The following is a 20,212-nucleotide window of genomic DNA, read 5'->3' as shown; positions in this document are numbered from 1 at the left end:
TCGCGGTGATGGCACATTGCCGTCACCCCATCGCGGCCCCGTTCATGGGCGGCATGGAGGGTCATGCCCACCACCTTGTCAACGCCCTGCGGGCGCGGGGGCATGACGTGACCCTGGTCGCGGCGGGCGACAGCCGGGTGGACGTGCCGTTGCTGCCCCTGATGGCGCAGCATTACGACCGTGATTATCCGTGGCACCAATATCACGGCACCGAACCGCTGAACGCCCATCTGGACAGTCACCATGCCGCCAGCCTGGCCACGCTGGCGGACATGGATTTCGACGTCATCCACAATAACACGCTTCATCGGTTTCCGCCGCGCTTTGCGCGGGCGACGCGTGTGCCGATGGTCACCTCGCTGCACGTGCCGCCCTTTGACGCGCTGCGTTGGGCCGTGCGCGACAGCGTGGCCCCGTGGCATGTGACGACAGGATGTTCGCGCAGGCATCTGGCGGCCTATTTCCCCGAAGGCCCGCCCGCATCGGCGCGGGTGGTGCCGAACGGCATCGATCTGGCGCAATGGCCCTATTCGCCGCAGGGTAATGGGCAGGCGGTCTGGGCGGGACGCATCACGCCGAACAAGGCACCCCATCTGGCGATCGCCGCCGCGCGCCGCGCGGGCGTCGCCCTGACGATCTTTGGCAGCATTGAGGATGGCGATTACTTCGACGCGCAGGTCCGGCCGCAACTGTTGGGGGACATTCGCTTTGGCGGGCACCTGGCGGGACCGGATCTGGCCGCGGAATACGGTCGTGCATCGGCCCTGCTGTTCACGCCGCAATGGGACGAGCCCTTCGGCCTGACCGCGATCGAGGCGATGGCCTGCGGAACGCCCGTGGCCGCCGTCGCGATGGGCGCGGTCCATGAGGTGCTGGGCCCGGCCGGGCGGTTCGCCGCCCCCGATGGGGCCGGGCTGGACCGCGCGCTGATCGAGGCGATGCAGATCCCTCGTGACGTGCCGCGCCGCCATGTGGCCGGCCACTTTGGGTTGGACCGCATGATCGACACGCTGCAGGCGCTGTATGTCGAGGCGATCGACCGGCGGCACGATCCCGCGCCACCGGTCAACTTTCTGCCCATCGAACTGCCGCTGTCGCTGGCGGGGCGCGGGGCCGAACCGGCGCTTCAGTCCGGGATGCGCTGACCCAGGACGCCGCGGGGGGCGGGCGGTTCCTCGCGCCGCGGTTCGGTCGGAACGGCATCCTGATCGGTCATCACAGCCACGACATCGGCGGCGATCTTGTCCAGCAGGTCCAGTTCCGCATCCTCGATCTGGCGCGGTTCGCGGTCCATCAGGCACAGGGCGCCCAGCACGTGGCCGTCGGCCGTGCGCAGCGGCGTTCCGACATAGAACCGTCCCTGCCACTGGCGCACCGCCGGGTTGTCCGAAAACCGCACGTCGCGGTCGGTGTCGGGCACGACCAGCGTGTCGTCGGCGGCGATGACGTGATTGCACATCGCCTCGGCCCGCGGCATCCAGTTCATGCGCGGCTCGGTCTCCGTGCGGCGGCCGGGCAGGTCCGCGCTTTGCCCGACGATGTATTCCGCATCGGCATCGATCGCGGAGATGAAGGCTAGGCTGACATCGAACACGTCCGCCGCACGTTTCGCCAGATCGTCCAGATCCTCGCGCGCGCGTCCGTCCAGGACCGCGGTCTGGGCAAGGGCGTCCAGACGCGCGGCCTCGTCCGCGGGGGGCGGGGGGGCCTGCATCGCGGCGCGGTGTGCGTGGGCCGGGGTCAGCCACTGGACGGCCTCGTCCATGGACAGCACGATCTGATCGACGCCAAGCGCCTCGGCCCGGTCGGGGCCCGCCTGATCCTCGGGGGCGTTCCACAGGGCCAAGACGATCCGAAGGTCGGGCCAGCGACGGCGCAGACGCCGGACGAAACCGCGCACCGCCGCGTCCGGATCGCGGCTGAAATAGCCGATGCAGACGGTGTCGATCCCCTCCAGGTCCAGACCGTCGACATAGCGCGCGGTGACCGTGCCGGTCGCGCGCTGGACCGCAGGAATGTCGGCTAGCGCCAGGGCGTGAACCAGCATCTCGGCCGAAATGGCATCGACCTGCCACTTGCCGCCGATGCAGGCGACGCGCGGGGTGCCGGTGGGGGTGGCCGGGTGATCCTCGCGCAGGTCTTCCAGCAGCTGGTCCATGCCGTCGACCACGCGCAGCCGATGCTCGACCCGTGCATTGGCGTGGTAATCGTCGCTGGCTTGGCGCAGAACCTCCATCCCCGTCGTGTTGTAGAACGCGGCGATCCCGGTCGTGCGGATGGCATCGGACGAGATTTCATAGGCCTCGTCGGGATCGTTGGCGATCAAACGCTGATAGATGCGCGTGGGCAGGTCCAGCGCCGGGGTCGACCCCAGCAGCGTGTCGAAGAAGGCCAGCTGCGGCAGGTTGCGGCCCACGACCAGCAGGCAGACCGTCAGGGGCGTCGACAGAATCAGGCCAAGCGGCCCCCACAGCGCCGTCCAGAAGGTCGCGGCCGCGATCAGCGACAGCGCCGACAGGCCGGTCGAGGTGCCGTACAGCATCGGCTCGACGATGTTGTTGCTGACCAGTTCCAGGAACACGATCAGCGCCAGCGCCATCAGCACCATCTGCCATCCGGGATCGACGGCGAAGGCCAGGGCCAGCGGAAAGATCGCCGACAGCATCGGCCCGACATAGGGAATGAACCGCATGATCGCAGCCAGCGTGCCCCATAGGATCCAGCCCGGAACGCCGATGGCCCACAGGCCAAGCGCCATCGGAATGCCATAAGTGACGTTCACCACCAGCTGCATCAGCAGGTATTTCGAGATCCGCTTGCCCGCCTCCTCCAGCGCGTCGGTCGAGCGGTGCAGGTTGCCGCCCAGCAGGCGGATCAGACGGTCGCGCAGATCGCCCCGGTCCAGAAGGACAAGGAACACGAAGACGACCACGATGCCCAGGGTCGCCAGCGGCGCCAGGGCGGGGGCCAGCCAGGCGCTGGCGGTGGCAAAGGGGGACGGACCGTCGCCCACGACCGTCACGGCCAGCGGGTCGGCCACGGCGCCGGGGGCATCCTGCAGGGCGGTGGCCAGCTGTTCCTGGACGGTGGCGATGGTCTGGAACACGCCGTCGAACAGACCCGGCCCCTCCATCTGCTGGCCCAGCCCCTGGATCTTGGCGCGGATCGTGGACTGATAGGCGGGCAGTTCGGCGCTGAGCACGCTGACCTGCGACGTGATCAGCAGGCCCAACCCCAGCAGCATCGCGATGACCGTCAGCATGACCACCGACACCGCCGCCACCTGCGGAATGCCGCGACGGACCAGAACCTTGACCAGCGGTCCCAGGGCAAAGCTGATCAGGAAGGCGATCGCCAGCGGGATCAGCACCTCCTGTCCGTAATACAGCAGGCCGATGATGACCGTGCCCACGACCAGCCACGCGGCCATGCGCACGATGTCGACCCGACCGTCGGGCGCGGCGACCGCGGCATTGGCGTCCGGCCCCAGCAGGTCGTGCGGGGCCTGACGCGGCCCCGAAATGTTCAGTGTCATGATGGTCCCCCGACATGCCCCCTGCACGGGGGCGCTGGTCAACACGGCACGAAGGCCCCGGTTCCGTCGCTACGGGCGGATGCCCGCCGACGGCCATCCGGCCGGCCGCGCGCATCATATGATACCGGAACCGGGCGCGTCACGCGCCGTTGCGCTGCCGACCGGCCCAAGGGTGGGCCGGTCCCGAACAGACGAGAGTTTTTCCCGATGAACACCACGATCCGCACCCCCGGCGCCGATGATGCGGGCCCGCTGGAACAGGCCGACAAGGAGGCCGCCGCCCAAGCCGCGCGCCACCGCCACCATCCGGTCGTCATGGCCGTCGGCACGCTGAGCGAGGTGGCCGACCAGGTGCCCCTGTCCCTGGTTTGCGGCAGCGTGATCCTGGGCGGCGCGTTGTCCGGGCAGGATCATGTCGCGCGCACCGGCCTGCGGATGATGGCGGCGCATGTCCTGGCCAATTCGGTCAAGCGGGTGATCAAGAACCGCTTTCGCCGCACCCGCCCGGTCGAGATGATCAAGCGGCAGGACTATCGCTGCGAGCCGGGCGAAAGCCGGGACGGGCACGAGACGTCCTTTCCTTCGGGGCACACGGCGGGTGCGGTGGCGGTGGCCGTCGTCGTCGCGCGCGATCTGCCGCACATGGCCGTGCCCGCCCTGGGGGTCGCGGCGATGATCGCGGGAATCCAGGTGCCACGGGGCAAGCACTATCCCGGCGATGTCGTGGCCGGTGCGGTTCTGGGGCTGGTCTCGGCGCTGGTTGTGCGCCGGCTGTGGGACAGGGCCGCGCGCGACTGAACTTATGTCAACGGAACGTGGCGTCACGACAGCCCGTTTCATCGACAGCATACGGCCCCGCGATCCTGCCGGGCCAGGGAGAGACATCATGGCGACCGCCTCCGACGACACCAAGACCAAGACCGCAACCAAGAAATCCGCCCGCGCAGCAGGGCAGAAGACTGCGAAACCCACCGCCGAGGCCCGCACCAAGCGGTCGCAGGCCGTGGCTGCCAAATCAAAGGCCAAGGCCGCCAAGCCCGCGGCGACGGACAAGGGCCTTGCGGATCTGTTCGAACACGCCTTGGCGGACATGTATTACGCCGAGAAGAAGATCTACAAGACGCTGCCCAAGATGATCAAGGCGGCAGACCATCCCGACCTGATCGCCGCCCTGACCGCGCATCGCGAGGAGACCGCTGGCCAGATCGAAACCTTGGAGGCGATTTTCGAGCTGTTGGGCAAGCGTGCCAAGGCCGTGAAATGCGACGCCATCGACGGCATCCTGGAAGAGGGCGAAAGCCTTTTGGAGGATTTCGGTGACAGCGTTGCCGCCGACGCCGCGATCATCTTCAGCTGTCAGGCGGTCGAGCATTACGAGATCACGCGTTACGGCTCGATGCGCGCCTTTGCCGAGGCCTTGGGGATGGATGAGGCGAAGACCCACCTGGAGGGGATCCTGGCTCAGGAAAGCGCGGCCGACACCAAGCTGACCGAACTGGCCGAGGATTCGGTGAACGACGCGGCCGCCGAATACGACGACCACGACGCCTGACCACATAGGATGGCCCCCGGTGATCCGGGGGCCGTTTTCGTCACGCCAGAAAGAACGCCATCATCGCATCAGTGGCCAAGGGTCCCGGAGCGGTGTGGCTGCCGGTAGGTTGACCACCGGACCAGGCGTGACCCAGTCCCTGAACCCGCCATGTCTCAATCCGCAACGTGCCCGCGTCATCGCGGTATCGGCCGATATGCACGGCACGGTCATTCAGCCGTGCATCCGCCGCGCGTCGGGTCAGGCCGGGTTGCCGCCGCAGCGCCTGCGCCACTACGGCATCGGCATTGCGCGGCGACACGGTCTTGTCGGTCGCGCCATGCACGACGAACAGCCGGCAGCCCACGCCCTCACCTCGATCGGATCCGCCCTGCGACATCGCTTGGAACGCGCCCGCCATGTCCGTAGCCGCGCCGTTGGGAAGGCCCGAATGACAGGCCACGGCACCGAAATCGTCGGCAAAGACCGCGCCCAGGATCACCGCCATCGCCCCGCCGGCCGACAGCCCTGCGGCAAAGCGCCGGTCGGGGGCCACGGTGTGGTCGTGGGCGACGCTGCGGGTCAGATCGACCAGAAAGGCGGCCTCTCCGCCGTCGCGGGCGGCATGACGGGCCTCGAACCAGTTCCAGCAGCGGTTCATGTTGGCCTGTGACGTCTGTGCGGGGGCCACGACGATCATCCGATGGCGCTCTGCCGCCGCCATGATGCCGGTACCGCGGGCGAAATCATCCGGGTCCTGTGTGCAGCCGTGCAGCAGCAGCAACAGCCCTGCAGCCGGGCGCCCCTCCAGCGACGCGGGCAGGTACAGGCGATAGTCGCGCGACTGCCCTGCCGCCTGATGCTGGTGTGTGGTCCAGCTGGCACCCTGGGGGATGTCCATCGGCGTGCTGTCGCGCATGGCCGCACCTGCGGGAAAGCCCGCCGGCATCCGGGGCATCTGCGGCATCGACAGGCCGCCAGCCGACATGCGCGGCATCGCGCCCCCGCCCAATCCCGACTGGATCATCTGCGTGGCTTGCGCCAGATCGCCCGACCGCATCAATTCGGTGATGCGGGCCATGTTCATCGGCATCTGTTCGGTCATCATCGTGTTCCCTTGTTCGTTCGGCAGGCGTCCAGCGCCGCCTTGACTCCGGCATCCGCCTGGATGGTGCCCAGAACCTCGATCGAGCGGATCGTGGCGGTGATCAGGTCCGGGGGAATGTCGCGGGCAAAGCGGGCAAGCCCGATCACCCGCAGGTCCAGCATCTGGTTCGCGGCCTGCAGGGCCTCCAGTTCGGCCCGGGACAGATCGCGAAGACCCATCACGAAATCGTCGCGCACGATGGCCGGGGCCACCGAGGCGTCGTGTCGGTCAAGCTGCGCCCGGATCGCGGTGCGGATCAGGTCGCTGCGACTGGCATAGAAGCCTTCGCGCACCAGCAGGTCGATCCGTCCCAGATCGACGAAGCCCAGATTGATGGTGATCTTTTCGGTATCGGCCGTCCGGGCCGGAGAGGCGGTCGCCATGATTGCTATCCCTTCCTTATACCATCCATATGGATGTCCAAGAGAAGGATTGCGACCTGATCTTTGTCAGTCAGTTCCTACGACACCAGCCTGCGACGGCGTCCGGTTGCCATGCCCCGCGCGATGGCCTCTGCGATGTCGGCACAAGCCGTGATCCCCTGAACGAACGGGCGGTCGTGCATCAGGTAGGGGATCGCCGCCAAACACAGCCTGCCACTGAACGGACCTGCGCCCAGCAGGCTGTAATCCTGCGCGACATCGGGAATTTCGTGACCCGCATCCAGCAGCGCGCGCCGCAAGGTCGGGAAGGGCAGGTCTTCGGTGCTGAGGGGCTTTTGTCCCCTTGCATCGATAAACACGGCAAAGCGTTCGGTGCGGTCGTCATGGACGATGACGGTCTCTGCGCCATCGCGGGTCAGGTCGTAATCCTCGCCCAAGGGCATGATCGACAAGATGCCGGCATCGCGCAGCGCCAGCACGCGCCGGATCGATTCCGACGGGACTGCGGCATAGTTGTCGACAAACACCTTCTTCAGACTCCTGTCGAACCGGTCGCGGTCGTCGTCGGACAGGTCCGGCACGATCTCCTCGACCTGTTCATGCATGCGCAGCAGGGCATAGCGCCAGGCGACGGTGATCTTGTGCGCCTTGTTGTGTTCGACCTCGTCCAGATTGGCGCGGGCCCATTTGAACGGATCGGCGGCCTCGCGCGCGGCGAAATAGGCATCGGCAAAGCTGTCCACATCCAACCCGCCCAACCCGATCTTCAGCGCAAAGGCCGGGTCGGCCTGCATGATCTCGGCCCGGACCAGATCGAAGGCCGCATCCAAGGGCGCCGGGGTCGACAGGCAGGCGGCCAGCGCCGGGGCGGTGGCGATGGTCAGGGGTTCATAGGGGATGGGGCAATAGAAGTCGGCCTCGGGCAGGACGCCCGACCGCGACATCATCACGATCCGCAGATCTGCCGATGCCGGGTCCAGATCAAAGCGCAGGTCATCACCCTTGCGGCGGAAACGACCGTGCTGGTTCACCACCGCCATCGCCGCGTCGATCGAACTGAGAGAGGTGCCCATGATGCCGACCCGCACAGCAGGAATGTCGGCCTCGATCAGTCCGGACCAGGGACTGGGAAAATAGCTGCGGGTGGCCTCGTCCTCATCGGGGAAGGCGTGGCCTGTGGCGACGATCACGCGGTCGAAGGGCCCGTCGCGCCCGTCCGCGGTCATCACGCTCAGGCCCGCTTCGTCGGACTGGATGTCCAGAACCTCGGTCGCCTCGCGGATGTCGATCCGGTGGCCCCGTGACCGCGCCCGATCGACCAGCGCCATCAGCTGATCGCGGAAATATTCGCCCAACAGCAGGCGCGGCGTGAACTGACGCTCGTCCACGTCCTGGGGGTCCAGGCCGTAGGATCTCAGCCGCGCATCCGGCTGATCCTGCAGCCAGTCCAGATAGGTGGTCGCAATCGGCGGTATCTCGATGCTGGCAATGTTGGCCAGCATCGCGCGGTTCGACATCTCGGGTGAATAGGGCATGCCGACCCCGGCACGCGGTCCCTTTTCGTACAGCGTGACCGCCAGCGGCAGGCCAGTGTCCAGAAGGTGCAGCAGCGTATAGATGCCGGTCGGGCCGGTGCCGACGATCGCGATGGTCCTGGCGGTCATATGTGTGTCCATGGGTTCGAAACGCCGCCCGTGGGCGTCCGTTCCGGCATCAAATGCTGGTCGGGTCGATCAGGAAGTCCAGCCGCGCCACCGTGCCGCCGTCCTTGCCTTTCGCCAGCGTCAGTTGGCCGTTCAGCGCCGTCGCGAACTGGCGTGCGACGATCAGCCCCAGGCTGTCCGACGTCTCCAGATCGAAGCCTTCGGGCAGGCCAGGGCCGTGGTCCACGATGCGCAGCGTCGCGGGGATGCGTCCGTCAGGGGTGGCCGCGTCGACGGTCAGCCTGACGGTGATCTCCGTGTTGCGGCCTTCGGGGGCGCCGTGTTCGATGGCGTTCATCACCAGTTCGCTGGCAATCAGACCCAAAGGGACGGCCGTGTCATGCGGCAGCGGCAGGCTGTCGGCGCTGAAGTCCAGATCGACGTCGCCTGCGCCCGTGACCTCCACCACGTCATGCAGCACCTCGCGCAGGTATTCGGCCGCGTCCAGCGTTTGCAGGTCCGGTGAATGCAGCCGCCGCTGCAACAGCGATATCGACCGGATGCGGGTCTGCGACGCGACCAGCGCCTGGCGCGCGGTCTCGTCCGCGACCAGCTGGGACTGCAGGCGCAGCAGCGCCGCGACCGTGGACAGGTTGTTCGAGATCCGGTGCTGCAGTTCAGAGAACATCAGGCTGCGTGATGTCGCCAACGCGTTGGCGCGTTGTTCGGCGGCCATGCGCTGTTCCAGGGCCCGACCGGCGGCGGTGATGAACACCACGTCCGTGGCAATGATCAGCGCATAGAGCAGCAGCGCAACGATAGCTCCCGGCGTGATGGCCAGGCTGCGCACCGGTTCGATGAAGAAATACCACGCGATGACCCCGCAGGCCACGCCCACGGCCAATCCGGACCGCAGCGACGAGAAAACCAGCGTCAGCATGACGGCGGGAAAGAAGGTCAGGAACGGAAATCCGGGCGGCAGCGCATCGTTCAACGCAAAGCGCAGCGCAGTCGACAGCACGATCGCCGACAGGGCGAACACCACCTGATGGCGCAGAGACCTGCGGGCCAGAAGCGCCGCGCCCAGCCCCTGCATCAGCTTGTCGGACAGCGTCCGGCGGTCAGGCGCTGCAGCGTTCGTCACGTCATCTCCCGTCTTGTCCCCGCGGTTGGCCAATGCCGGAGCATCCGCACCTTAGCAAGAATAATGCGGTGGAAAATGGCAGAAATGACTGATGTTTGACGGACCTTTTGGATTGTCGGTACGGCAGCCGCTGTAAGGATGGTCAGCGCGGCGAGGCCGCGGTTCAACGGCATGGGGTTAACGTGTCGATCAGATCCGCCATAGGGGGGTGCTTGGCGGCATTTCTCATGAGCAGAGCGATTTCTCCGAAATCTTTTAAGGTAAAGTATTCAAAGGGTAATCCGTCATATCATCTCGACGCTGCCGGGATTGAGGAGCGCCAGCCGCCACGGCTTGGTCAACCCAAAAGGCCAGCCTTCGCAGACGCGTAAGATCTTACGGCCCGACTGCGCGGGCCAGACCCGATCATCACAAATCGACAGCATCGACGAGACTAAAAGCCGATTTTTTGGTTGGCCGCGATGTCAGTGGACGTAACGGTATCCAGGCGCCCAAGCGTCGTAAAACAAATTAGTCCTTAGCGCGATACAATAGCGGTTTGAAATTGCGTGGCGTGGCTTCCTCGATGAAGTGAACAGCATGCAAAGAGTTTTTGGCAATTTAGAAACTTCAATTCTAATAGTCTGAAGATGTGTTTTCATCAATTGTCAACAAAAATGCGATAAAATTACAGATATTGTTTATTAGCAGATCGCCCTGCTGGATCACTGTTTCCCCTCAATGTCATAGAACAATATTGGAGTTTCAGACTGCGCGTCAGACACTCCAAATGCCTTCGCCTAGCCTCAATGCGTCGGCATGCTCCCTCCCTATCAGGACCGTTGTTGCGAACAGTTCGCCTGCACGTCGCCAGCCGCCGCTCAAGGGGACGCCTTGCACGCTGAGGGTGAAACCGTCGGCCGTGATGGTCAGCGGCGCCTGGCAATAGTCGATCCACAACCCGGTCAGTGGAAACTGGGCCTTGAACGCAGCTTCCTTGGCACTGAACAGCAGTGTCGCTGCCAGTGGTTCGGAAAGCACTGGATCAACACTGTCCAACGGGTGGCGGATCAGTTCCGCCATGTCGTCCGACATCGGCTCCGCCCGCTCCAGATCCAGGCCGATCGCCGGCCAATCCGCTTGCCGCGACACGACGGCCGCGGCGATCCGCGCTGTGTGGGTGATGCTGCCCGACAGGCCCGGCGGCCAGGCCGGGGCCCGCGCCGCGGTCGTGGTGACGGCGCCAGGTATCAGGCCGATATCGGTCATGGCCAGCCGTGCGGCCGCGCGGCCCGCAGTGAATTCGCGGATGCGCGAGGGGACCGCGCGCCGTACCGCCGCCGCCTCTTCCGGCCAGAGAGGCGGCTGCGGGACGTCGATATCGCACACGGCCAGTCCGACGCGCTGCGGCAGCATCGCCCGGATCGCCTGCGCGACACTGGTCTTTTCCTCCATCTTCATGGTCCGATCTAAGCCCGCGGCGGGGTTCGCGGCAATAGGATACGGCCGCATCGTCGGCATTGCCAGAGCGCAACCCACGGGCGATAAGGCGAAGGCACGGGGCATGGGTAGGGATCACTGCGATGGATAATGATGGTATCAGCGTCATCCTGCCCGCCCATCAGGAGGAAGCCGGGATCGGCGCCTGTCTGCGCGGGCTGTGTGCGCAACGTCTTGTGCCCGGCGTGTCGCATCAGATCGTCGTGATCGCGAATGGCTGTACAGATGCCACTGCACAACTGGCCCGCGATGCCGCGCCCGCCCTGACGACGGCGGGCTGGCAGGTCCTGGTGCTGGAAACCGCCATCGGGAACAAGATCGCCGCACTGAACATGGGCGACGCCGCGGCGACCGGTGGAATGCGCATCTATCTGGATGCCGATGTGGTGATCGGACCGGGCATGATCGAGGCGCTGCATACCGCCCTGTCGGGGCCGGTTGCGCGCTATGCGGGGGCCAGGCTGACCGTGCCGCCGGCCCGGAACCTGCTGTCGCGGGCCTATGCGGGGTTTTGGCAAAAGCTTCCTTTCGTGGTCACCGGCGTGACGGGGGCTGGCCTGTTCGCAATGAACGCAGAAGGGCGCGCGCGGTGGGACCAGTTTCCGCCTGTGATCGCTGACGACGGGTTCGCACGGCTGAACTTTTCCCCGGCCGAACGGACGCGGGTCGAGGTTCCGTACGCTTGGCCCATCACGGAAGGGTTTCGCCGCCTGATCCGCGTTCGCCGGCGCCAGGATGCGGGGACCGCGCAGCTGGCGGAGCGCTATCCCGACTTGCAGCAGAACGCATCGGGCGACCGCCCGTCCCTGGGTCGTATGCTGCGGCTCGGCCTGACCGATCCGGTCGGGTTCGCAGTTTACGCGACGGTCACCGTCGCGGTCCGCCTTGGCCGCCCATCGCAGGGTTGGGATCGCGGCCGCTAACGCGGCCCTGCGCATCTTCCGGTTGCAGGAATGCGATGGCCGCCTGAGCACACCCGCAGGGAGTGTGCCCCAAGGCCGATCTTATATGTTGGTTAATAGATCAAATTGAATTGATCCAGAATTTGACTTTTTGGACAACATTCGGGCCGTTTTAACGGAACCCGTGAAAACTTGGGCGTCAAATGCTGTCATGCGGGTGAAAACACCCGTGATTCACAACCTTAGCGTGCAAAATCGCACCGGCCCTTAAATCAAAAGGTGAAACCGCAGCGACGGACCATCTTTTTGTACAACTTGTATCTATATTGGTGCGTTGGATAGAAGCGGCCCATGGGCCTTCGCGACGGTTCGCCGGGACCTTTAGTTAAAAGTTTATCGATTTCTTTGTCACGAGTGCGGAGATACGCAGATGCTACAGTCGAATGACGGCCACGAGCTCGGCTCCTCGCAGGCCACCAACCCGGTCGCCGGGATCGAACTTCCTAAAGTGTATGATAACGGTGGCAAGCGTCTGCTTGACCTGTCCTTGATCCTGCTTGCGCTGCCGTTCCTGATCCCGGTCATGGTCTTGGTCGCGCTGGCAGTCATGCTGGACGGCGGGTCGCCGATCTACACGCAGAACCGTCTTGGCCGCGGGTGGAGATCGTTCCGCCTGTACAAGTTCCGCACCATGAAGCCCCAGGCAGATCAGCTGCTGGAGGCCCATCTGGCGGCGAACCCCGCCGCCCGCGCAGAGTGGGATGCCGATCAGAAGCTGCGCAACGATCCGCGCGTCACCAAGATCGGTGCGTTCCTGCGCAAGAGCTCGCTGGACGAGCTGCCGCAGTTGATCAACGTGATCCTGGGCCACATGAGCCTGGTCGGTCCCCGTCCGATGATGCCCGAACAGCGCGTCCTGTACCCGGGCGTCTACTACGCGGCGCACCGCCCCGGCCTGACCGGCCTGTGGCAGGTCTCGGTCCGCAACGGATCGACCTTTGCGACCCGTGCGGTGTTCGACGAACGCTATTCTCGGGAAATCAGCCTGGCGCTGGACGTGTCCACAATCATCCGCACCTTCCAGGTCGTTGCCCGCTGCACCGGGTGCTGATCTCCGCCTCGTCGTGACAAGAAGGTCCACCATCCCCCCGGATGGTGGGCGCTTTCGTCAGGGTTTCAGCACATCCCGGTACATCGCGATAATCTGCGCGGCCTTGGCATCCCAGGTATAGTGATCCTGCACCATCCGCCGGGCGGCCGCGGCCATCGTGGTCAGCCGCGTCGGGTCGTGCAACACGTCCGCCAGCGCCTGTTCCATCCGCGCCGCGATCTGCTGGCGGGTCCCGAGGGGGATGGCGAAACCCGTCTCGGCCGTCACCAGCTCTCCGGGTCCGGCATAGTCGACGACCATCGGGACGACGCCCAGGGCCATCGCCTCCAGCACCACCCCGCCACCGAATTCGCGGATCGAGGGGAAAGTCAGCAGGTTTGCGGCGGCCAGGATCTGCTGCACGTGCTGGTGGGGAAGGTGGCCGTGGAATGTCACCGTGTCGGCAATGCCGAGGCTGTCGGCCTGCGCCGTCAGTTCGGGCAGCATCGGCCCCTCTCCGATGATATCCAGCACCATCTGACCTGAACGCGCAAAGGGTGCGATCGCGTCCAGCAGGATGTGCGGCCCCTTGTACGGCACCAGCCGACCGACAAAGCAGGCGCGCAGGGGCAACGTCGTGTCCTGTGGCGCGATCAGGTTGAAGCGCCTGGGATCAATGGCGTTTTCGGGCAGCCATACGACCTTGTCCTGAAAGCGCTCGGGGATCTCGCTGGCGGTGTGGCGCGATCCGGCAATGATCAGTGCCGCGGCCGCATGGGTGCGGCGCAGCTGCGGGTTCAGCTTGTAGATGCCGCGGACATAGGAAAGCCATTCGCGTTCGCGCCGGCGTTCCGCATCGAAGCCCCTGGGCCAGGGCACGCCGCCGTTCAGCGGCCCCAGCACGAAGGGCACACCTGCCGCCGCCACCTTGGGCGCCAGGGTTGAGGCCGTGGTGGGCGACAGCGGCGTGACGCGATGCACGATGTCGAACCGCTTGGCACGGATGTCATCTCCGAAACGCTTCCAGACAAGGCGTTCGAAATAGGGATAGCTCAGGGCGGCGATGGCGGTGACAGTAGTCCAGCCGCGACCCTTGCCCATGCGCAGAACCTCGGCGGCGCGGTACATGGGGGCAGCGACCGCCTCGCTGTCGATGGCGGTAAAGTCGCGACCTTCGACCATGCCGGCGCGCAGGAAAGCGTCGCGATTGCGGATCTGGGTGACGATATGCACGTCGGTCTGGCGATGCAGCGCCGCGGCCAGCGACCAGCCGACCAGCGGGACCGAGACCCATTCCGGGTTGGCCGCTTCGGCGATCACCAGGACCCGTGGTCGAGACAGGGACATCCAGAGGCCTCTTCGCTAGATCTTGAACGCGCCGGGGCGATGGCCGACAACAGGGAAACACTAGCCGACTCGGACGGTCTAGGCCATCGGCCTGATCGAAAGATTGCACCGATTTTTACAGTCCCGCGCTGTGGATAGCGGCAACGGGCTTCGCGCGGGCAGCAGGGAGACGCGATCTTGGCACTGGGCTATGTTGTTCCCGAATTTCCGTCGCAGACCCATGCGTTCTTCTGGAGAGAGATCGGCGCGATCGAGGATGCTGGCACGCCCGTCCGCCTGTATTCGACGCGCCGCCCGCCCGCGGGGTCGTGCCCCCATGCCTTTGCCGAACAGGCCGCGGCGCGCACGACCTACCTGTTTCCACCCCGCATCGGTGCGGTGCAGCGTCTGCTGGCGCATCCGGTCCGTACCGCGCGTGCGGTGGCCTATCTGGCGGGCCTGTCGCAGACGTCGATCGCCGGCAGGCTGCGTCTGCTGGCGCTGCTTCCCTCGGCGGCAGATCTGGTCCAGGATGCGCGACGCCACGATGTGCGGCACCTGCATATTCATTCCTGCGCCAATGCCGCGCATCTGGGTGCACTGGCTGCGATCCTGGGCGACCTGACCTACAGCCTGACGCTGCATGGGGATCTGCCGGTCTATGGCATGGACCATGCCGCCAAGATGGCACGTGCCAGCTTTGTCGCCGCGGTGACCCGGCCCTTGGCGCAGCAGATTGCAGAGGTCAGCCCCGCGACCCCGAACCCGGTGATCTGGATGGGCGTCGATTGTGCGCGCTTCACCCCGTCGCATCGTGCGCCGGGGCAGGATTTCACCGTCGCAACGGTGGCCCGTCTGAACCACATGAAGGGCCACCGGTTCTTCCTGCAGGCAATGGCCCAGCTGCGGCAGCAGGGCATTTCCATCGCCTATCGCATCGCAGGGGACGGCCCTGAACGGGACGCGATCCTGGCCGAAATCGACAGGCTCGGCCTGCAGGACCAGGTCCAGATGATGGGGTCGCTGGACGAATCGCGTGTGCTGGATCTGCTGCGCAGCGTCGACGCGCTGGCCCTGTCATCCATCGGACAGGGCGAAGCGGCCCCGGTCACGGTGATGGAGGCGATGGCCTGCGGCCTGCCGGTGATCTGTTCGCGAATCGGCGGAACGGGCGACATGGTTCGCGACGGCGTTGATGGATTTCTGGTCCCGCAAGGCGATGTTGCGGCCATCGTCGACCGGCTGCGCCGGCTGCAGTCGGACCCGGAATTTGCTGGCGCAATGGGCCAAGCGGCCCGCCAGTCCGCCCTGGGTTCGTTCGACCATCAAACAAACGCGCGGTTGCTTCTGAGTCGGATCGCAGAAGCGCAAAAGTAGCATTGGCAGAAAGACAAGCGGGAAATCGCTGCCAACCCCAAAAATTACGTGATACGCCTGCACAAATGCGGGGATCCGCTCAAGGTAATACGGCAATTGCAAAATCTTGCTGCTGATAGGGAACCTTTTCAGTTGGGGATAATAAAGCCTTAATCTTGATCGCATAATGCTGCCGTACATCGGGCAACATGAATGGGATCAAGGGATGCCGACAATCAGAGGATCGAATGGCGACGACGCCATGCGTGGCAGCGGGCAGTCAGACGAAGTCTGGGGTCTTGGAGGATTGGATACGTTCTACTGGCGGCCGGGCATGGGCAATGACCGTTATCACGGCGGTACCGGCAGCGAACGCTTTGATGCCAACCCCTATACGCCCGGCAATCCCGGGGGCGACAGGCTGTTTCTGGAAGGCAGCGCAGGTGCCCGCATCTCCCTTCGGTCGACCGAGGACGGCGTGGCCCGGATCGGGAGCGAACGGGTGGAGTTCACCGGCATAGAGCGCATCCATGGCACTGCCGGCAACGACATCGTCTCCGCGGCGAATGCATCCATGAACACCGTCGGCGGCGGCAAGCCCGGCCATGGCGTATCGATCTTCACCGGGGCGGGGAACGACCGCATCGCCGGATCGCGCTATGACGACGTGCTGGACGGCGGGTCGGGCAACGACACGATCAACGGCGGCGCCGGCAACGACTTCATCCATTCCAGCACGGGCAACGACCGGATCAACGGTGGCGCGGGCCAGGACAACATCCGGTGGGGCAATGGCGATGCCAATCACAACCCCGGCCATGACACGATCAACGGCGGGGCAGGCGACGACCTGATCAACATCTGGATCAAGCGCGGCGACATCTGGGGCCATAACGAGGATGTCGGCATCGAAGGCGTTACCGTCACCGTTGACCGCGTGCTGTCGAACGGCGCATTCTCGGGCAATGCCAGCACCACTATTGGCGGTGACGCCAGCCTGCGCTTCGTCAATTTCGAACTGGGCTGGACCCATTCGGGCAATGACGTCATCGATGCATCGCGGGCGCGAGTGTCCGACAGCGGCGACGGCGTGAACTTCAACACCCGGTGGGGCCATGACCGTCTGACCGGCAGCAGCGGTGACGACACGCTGGACGGATCGATGGGCAAGGACACGGTCCGGGGCGGTCAGGGCGATGACAGCATCTGGATCGGCGACGGCAACAACGGCGATGGCGATCGTGACGTGCTGATCTTCCGCGCGGGTGACGATGCCGATACCGTCTACGGGTTCGAGACGGGTCGTGACGTCCTGGATCTGGGCGGTCGCCGCTATTCCGCGACGGAGGTCCGCGATGGCACGCTGCTGAACTTTGGCGGCGGCGACTCTGTCCTGCTGCACGACGTCTTCGATTTCATCTGACGTCATGACACGATCTGCGCGCATCGGCCCCGATCCGGGCCGATGCGCGCAGAACACTAGCGGTTCAGCACCAGGATGACCCCGACCACGACACCGGCGATCAGGATCACGAAGCTGGCGGCATTTCGAGTCCGTTGAACCACCTGCTCCCGAGCCGTCGGCCGGAACGGGATAGACGCGATCGGGGCCACGCCCAGATACTTCGTCACCATGGCCTGCGTCCGCAGCACAGGGCGTCGCACCTCCAGCAGGAAGCCGGACAACAGCGCCAGACCCAACCCCAGGACGACACCCAGCATTGCCAGACGCTTGCGGCCCGAACTGAGCGGGTATTCCGCCTCGGTCGCACTCTCCAGCAGGATCATCTGCTGACCATAGTCGCTGGTCACAAGGCTCTGGTCCAGGCGCGCCTGCGACAGGCGTTCGGCAATGGCCATGCGCGGTACCTCCAGCGCGGCAAGCCGGCGGGTATAGTCCGCCATCGTCTCCGACACCTCGGGAATGCCCGCGACATTCGCGGCGATCATCGGCAGGCGGCGGTCGATCGCTGCCAATTCCAGCTGTAGCGACTCCTCCTGCTGCCGGATCAGGTCGATCTGGCGGCTTTGGCCCACCGACATCTGCTGTCCATCGCCTTCGCGCAGGGCGTCGATCTGCGCCTCCAAGCGCTGCACTTCGGGGTGGTTCGGGGCCAGCGTGCGCCGGGCTTGGGCCAGATCGACCTCCAGGATGCGGAGCTGCTGGGCCAGCGGTTCCTGGCGGCCCAGTTCGGATGTCCCCACCTCCAGCGCCAGGCGCTCGCGTTCCAACGCCTGCAGGGAGCGGATCAGTTCGGTCCGCTGGCCTTCCAGGCGGGTCTGCTCTGCGGCCAAAAACTCCAGGTTCTCAGGCATCCGGTCAGTGTTTTCCGTGCGGAAGGCCGCCAGGTCGGCCTCGATCGCGGCAATCGCCTCAAGCGCGCGGCGGTCCTGCGTCTCCAGCGTACCGATCAGCTCGCTCAATCGCTGGTCGCGCTCTCTCAGGTTGCCGGTCTGGATCTGGTCGACGATGTCATTGGCCAGATTGGCGGAACCGGCGGCGGTGCCGGTCTGCGCCGTCACCTGGATTGCGGACACCTCCTCCATCGCGCCGGCAGAGGCAGTGACGCCCGCGACGAAGTTGACGCGCACATCCTGGCGGAACTGCGCGACCTTTTCATCCTCGCTCAGCGGCGTGTCGTCGTAGAGGTTGAAACGGTCGATCATGTCCAGCACGTTGTTGCGGGCCATGATCCGCTGTTCGATGGTGCGCAGGCGGGTGGCGGTGTCGCCGCTGTCGACGCCGCCGGTCAGGACGGTCGGCTGGACCTGCAGCACGGCGATCGATTCAAACGCCCGGGGCAGCGCCAGCGCCTGTGCCAGCGCGACCAGCACGCAAACGACCAGAAGCGCGGCCATCACCGGTCCCCGGCGCGACAGCATCCCGATGAATTCGCGTATTCCGACAATCGGTCCCATTCAAGCCTCGGCGTTATGAAGAAACAGCCCCAGCACGGGGCAATGACGGGTGACATGCGCCTCGCAGCGGCGCAGATCGGCCGCCGTGTCGCGGCGTCCGTCGATCGTCAGCAAGACCGTGTCGACCAGCGGCAGCGCCGCCAGGCCGGCATCGTCGGACAGGCAAGGGGGCAGGTGCAGGATGGTGACATCCGCGGCCATCCCCATGATCATCTCGGACAGGGCCTGCTGGAACTGCGGCGACAGCAACGTGATCGCGGCCAGGTCGGGCGCGGCCTGCACGGTGGCAAAGGCAAGCCGCGGCGTCACCGTGCAGGCGCGAAACAGCGGACCGGCGGGCGCCCCGGCTTGGCCGAACCGGGCCAGCACCGGTTGATGCGCGATGTCCAGATCGATCAACAGGACGTGGCGGTCCGGTCGGCGTGCCTCGGACAAGGCCAGGTTCAGCGCGGTCAGCGACGATGCCGGGCCCGGACTGGCCTGGCTGACGCCGATGCGCGTCCAGCCGCGTTCGGTCACCTCGGGCAGCATCCGCGTCCGCAGCAGGTCGTAGGACCTGCTGCGTTCCGACCCGTGATCGTCCGCGATCAATGCGCGAAGTGCGGCCTTTTGCGGCATCTCGATCTGGGGCAATGCCGACCATGCCTTCAGATGGTCGTGCCTGCGGGCGCTGGTACCGTCCATTCTCAAATTCTTTCTTCCGTCTCGACGCCGTTTCGTATCATATCATCGGGCACATTGCATGAAGCAGATCGACTTGTCCGCACATTCCGACAGCTCCCTTCCGCACTATCCCGTCACCGCGATCGTCATCGGACGGAACGAGGGAGCGCGCCTTCAGGCCTGTCTGCGCGCCTTGTCGCAGCAGCTGTCCCGGATTGTCTATGTCGATTCGGGATCGACCGATGGCAGCGCGGATTTTGCGCAGGCGATGGGCGTTCAGGTCGTGCACCTGGATATGGGCCTGCCATTCACCGCGGCGCGGGCCCGCAATGCAGGGTTGAAAGCCATTGCCGCCGACCAGACCGAATTCGTCCAGTTCATCGACGGCGATTGCATGCTGCAGCCGGAATGGCTGCCTGCCGCCGTCCCGGCCCTGCAGGCAGATATCCAACTGGCGGTTGTCGCCGGACGGCGCAGGGAGCTTTATCCCGAACGATCGGTCTATAACTGGCTGTGCGACCTGGAATGGGACACGCCGGTCGGCGACGCCCGCGCCGTGGGCGGCGACATGCTGATTCGCCATGATGCGATCGCCGCCGTCGGGGGTTTCCGCGAATCGCTGATCGCCGGAGAGGAGCCAGAGATGTGCGTCCGTCTGCGGGCGGCCGGGTGGCGCATTCGCCGGCTGCCGGTGGAAATGACGCTGCATGACGCGGACATCACCCGGTTCGGGCAGTGGTGGCGGCGCAGCAAGCGCGCGGGGCATGCCTTTGCGGAAGGTGCGGCCCTGCATGGCGCGCCCCCCGAACGACACTGGACCGCCGAGACCCGGCGCGCCCTGATCTGGGGCCTGATCCTGCCGGTGGTGGCGGTTCTTGGCGCGCTGCTGGTGCATCCGGTGTTGCTGGCGCTGCTGCTGGTCTATCCGTTGCAGGCGATACGCCTGTCGCGGCGCTTGGGACGCAAGCGGGCGGTCTATACCCTGATGGGCAAGTTCCCCGAGGCGATGGGCGTGGCCCAGTTCCACCTGAACCGGCTGCGCAACCGCCGAGGCGCGCTGATCGAATACAAGTAGGTCGTCGGCCGGTTCCCCG

The 20,212-nt window shown here is 65.6% G+C and carries 17 protein-coding genes; 8 read left to right on the top strand and 9 right to left on the bottom strand.

Annotated elements, in window-relative coordinates; translation table 11 throughout:
- Positions 1-8: 8 nt before the first annotated feature.
- A complete protein-coding gene (locus EOJ32_RS16720; RefSeq protein ID WP_240542560.1) occupies positions 9-1,145 on the top strand; it encodes a glycosyltransferase in 1,137 nt (378 codons plus the stop codon).
- Here EOJ32_RS16720 and EOJ32_RS16715 read toward each other — a convergent pair.
- Positions 1,127-3,535: an AI-2E family transporter gene (locus tag EOJ32_RS16715; RefSeq protein ID WP_127899520.1), complete on the bottom strand. Its 2,409-nt coding sequence runs from the start codon at positions 3,533-3,535 to the stop codon at positions 1,127-1,129. The genes EOJ32_RS16720 and EOJ32_RS16715 overlap by 19 nt on opposite strands.
- 207 nt (positions 3,536-3,742) lie before the next feature.
- On the opposite strand from EOJ32_RS16715, the gene EOJ32_RS16710 reads away from it, so the two are divergent.
- Positions 3,743-4,333, top strand: a complete 591-nt coding sequence (locus EOJ32_RS16710; protein ID WP_127899519.1) for a phosphatase PAP2 family protein — start codon at positions 3,743-3,745, stop codon at positions 4,331-4,333.
- A gap of 88 nt (positions 4,334-4,421) precedes the next feature.
- A complete protein-coding gene (locus EOJ32_RS16705; RefSeq protein ID WP_127899518.1) occupies positions 4,422-5,087 on the top strand; it encodes a ferritin-like domain-containing protein in 666 nt (221 codons plus the stop codon).
- Between the two features lie 40 nt (positions 5,088-5,127).
- On the opposite strand, the gene EOJ32_RS16700 is transcribed toward EOJ32_RS16705, so the two are convergent.
- From EOJ32_RS16700 to EOJ32_RS16680, 5 genes are all read right to left on the bottom strand, one after another.
- Positions 5,128-6,174: a PHB depolymerase family esterase gene (locus tag EOJ32_RS16700; RefSeq protein ID WP_127899517.1), complete on the bottom strand. Its 1,047-nt coding sequence runs from the start codon at positions 6,172-6,174 to the stop codon at positions 5,128-5,130.
- Positions 6,171-6,596, bottom strand: coding sequence for a CopG family transcriptional regulator (locus EOJ32_RS16695; protein ID WP_045999747.1), 426 nt, complete (start codon positions 6,594-6,596; stop codon positions 6,171-6,173). The genes EOJ32_RS16700 and EOJ32_RS16695 overlap by 4 nt, the downstream gene beginning before the upstream one ends.
- A gap of 77 nt (positions 6,597-6,673) precedes the next feature.
- Positions 6,674-8,260: an FAD-NAD(P)-binding protein gene (locus tag EOJ32_RS16690; protein WP_127899516.1), complete on the bottom strand. Its 1,587-nt coding sequence runs from the start codon at positions 8,258-8,260 to the stop codon at positions 6,674-6,676.
- 49 nt (positions 8,261-8,309) lie between these two features.
- The gene (locus EOJ32_RS16685) at positions 8,310-9,383 is read right to left on the bottom strand and encodes a sensor histidine kinase (protein WP_127899515.1); all 1,074 of its coding nucleotides are present in this window, start codon (positions 9,381-9,383) and stop codon (positions 8,310-8,312) included.
- Between the two features lie 756 nt (positions 9,384-10,139).
- Complete coding sequence (locus tag EOJ32_RS16680; RefSeq protein ID WP_139085132.1) at positions 10,140-10,823, bottom strand: 4'-phosphopantetheinyl transferase; 684 nt, start codon at positions 10,821-10,823, stop codon at positions 10,140-10,142.
- A 122-nt stretch (positions 10,824-10,945) separates the two neighbouring features.
- Between EOJ32_RS16680 and EOJ32_RS16675 the strand changes: the two genes are divergently transcribed.
- On the top strand, positions 10,946-11,785 hold the full coding sequence (locus tag EOJ32_RS16675) for a glycosyltransferase family 2 protein (RefSeq protein ID WP_127899513.1): 840 nt from the start codon (positions 10,946-10,948) through the stop codon (positions 11,783-11,785).
- 409 nt (positions 11,786-12,194) lie between these two features.
- The gene (locus EOJ32_RS16670) at positions 12,195-12,875 is read left to right on the top strand and encodes a sugar transferase (protein ID WP_045983629.1); all 681 of its coding nucleotides are present in this window, start codon (positions 12,195-12,197) and stop codon (positions 12,873-12,875) included.
- A gap of 57 nt (positions 12,876-12,932) precedes the next feature.
- Here EOJ32_RS16670 and EOJ32_RS16665 read toward each other — a convergent pair whose 3' ends face one another.
- Positions 12,933-14,201 (bottom strand): glycosyltransferase family 4 protein, encoded by a 1,269-nt coding sequence (locus EOJ32_RS16665; RefSeq protein WP_205963225.1) that lies wholly within the window; start codon positions 14,199-14,201, stop codon positions 12,933-12,935.
- Between the two features lie 177 nt (positions 14,202-14,378).
- On the opposite strand from EOJ32_RS16665, the gene EOJ32_RS16660 reads away from it, so the two are divergent.
- Together EOJ32_RS16660 and EOJ32_RS16655 are read left to right on the top strand one after the other, a co-directional pair.
- The gene (locus tag EOJ32_RS16660; RefSeq protein ID WP_127899512.1) at positions 14,379-15,557 is read left to right on the top strand and encodes a glycosyltransferase family 4 protein; all 1,179 of its coding nucleotides are present in this window, start codon (positions 14,379-14,381) and stop codon (positions 15,555-15,557) included.
- A 205-nt stretch (positions 15,558-15,762) separates the two neighbouring features.
- Positions 15,763-16,959, top strand: coding sequence for a calcium-binding protein (locus EOJ32_RS16655; RefSeq protein ID WP_164871483.1), 1,197 nt, complete (start codon positions 15,763-15,765; stop codon positions 16,957-16,959).
- A 56-nt stretch (positions 16,960-17,015) separates the two neighbouring features.
- Here EOJ32_RS16655 and EOJ32_RS16650 read toward each other — a convergent pair whose 3' ends face one another.
- Together EOJ32_RS16650 and EOJ32_RS16645 are read right to left on the bottom strand one after the other, a co-directional pair.
- A complete protein-coding gene (locus tag EOJ32_RS16650; protein WP_127899510.1) occupies positions 17,016-18,455 on the bottom strand; it encodes a hypothetical protein in 1,440 nt (479 codons plus the stop codon).
- Positions 18,456-19,139, bottom strand: a complete 684-nt coding sequence (locus tag EOJ32_RS16645; protein WP_045983632.1) for a hypothetical protein — start codon at positions 19,137-19,139, stop codon at positions 18,456-18,458.
- A 58-nt stretch (positions 19,140-19,197) separates the two neighbouring features.
- Here EOJ32_RS16645 and EOJ32_RS16640 point away from each other — a divergent pair, with 58 nt between their 5' ends.
- Entirely contained in the window at positions 19,198-20,193 is a 996-nt protein-coding gene (locus tag EOJ32_RS16640; RefSeq protein WP_127899509.1) for a glycosyltransferase family 2 protein, read from the top strand.
- The last annotated feature ends 19 nt before the right edge of the window (positions 20,194-20,212 follow it).

This window comes from Paracoccus sp. Arc7-R13 (assembly GCF_004010775.1).
Classification (GTDB): domain Bacteria; phylum Pseudomonadota; class Alphaproteobacteria; order Rhodobacterales; family Rhodobacteraceae; genus Paracoccus; species Paracoccus marcusii.
This window is presented reverse-complemented; position numbering and strand designations above follow the sequence as displayed.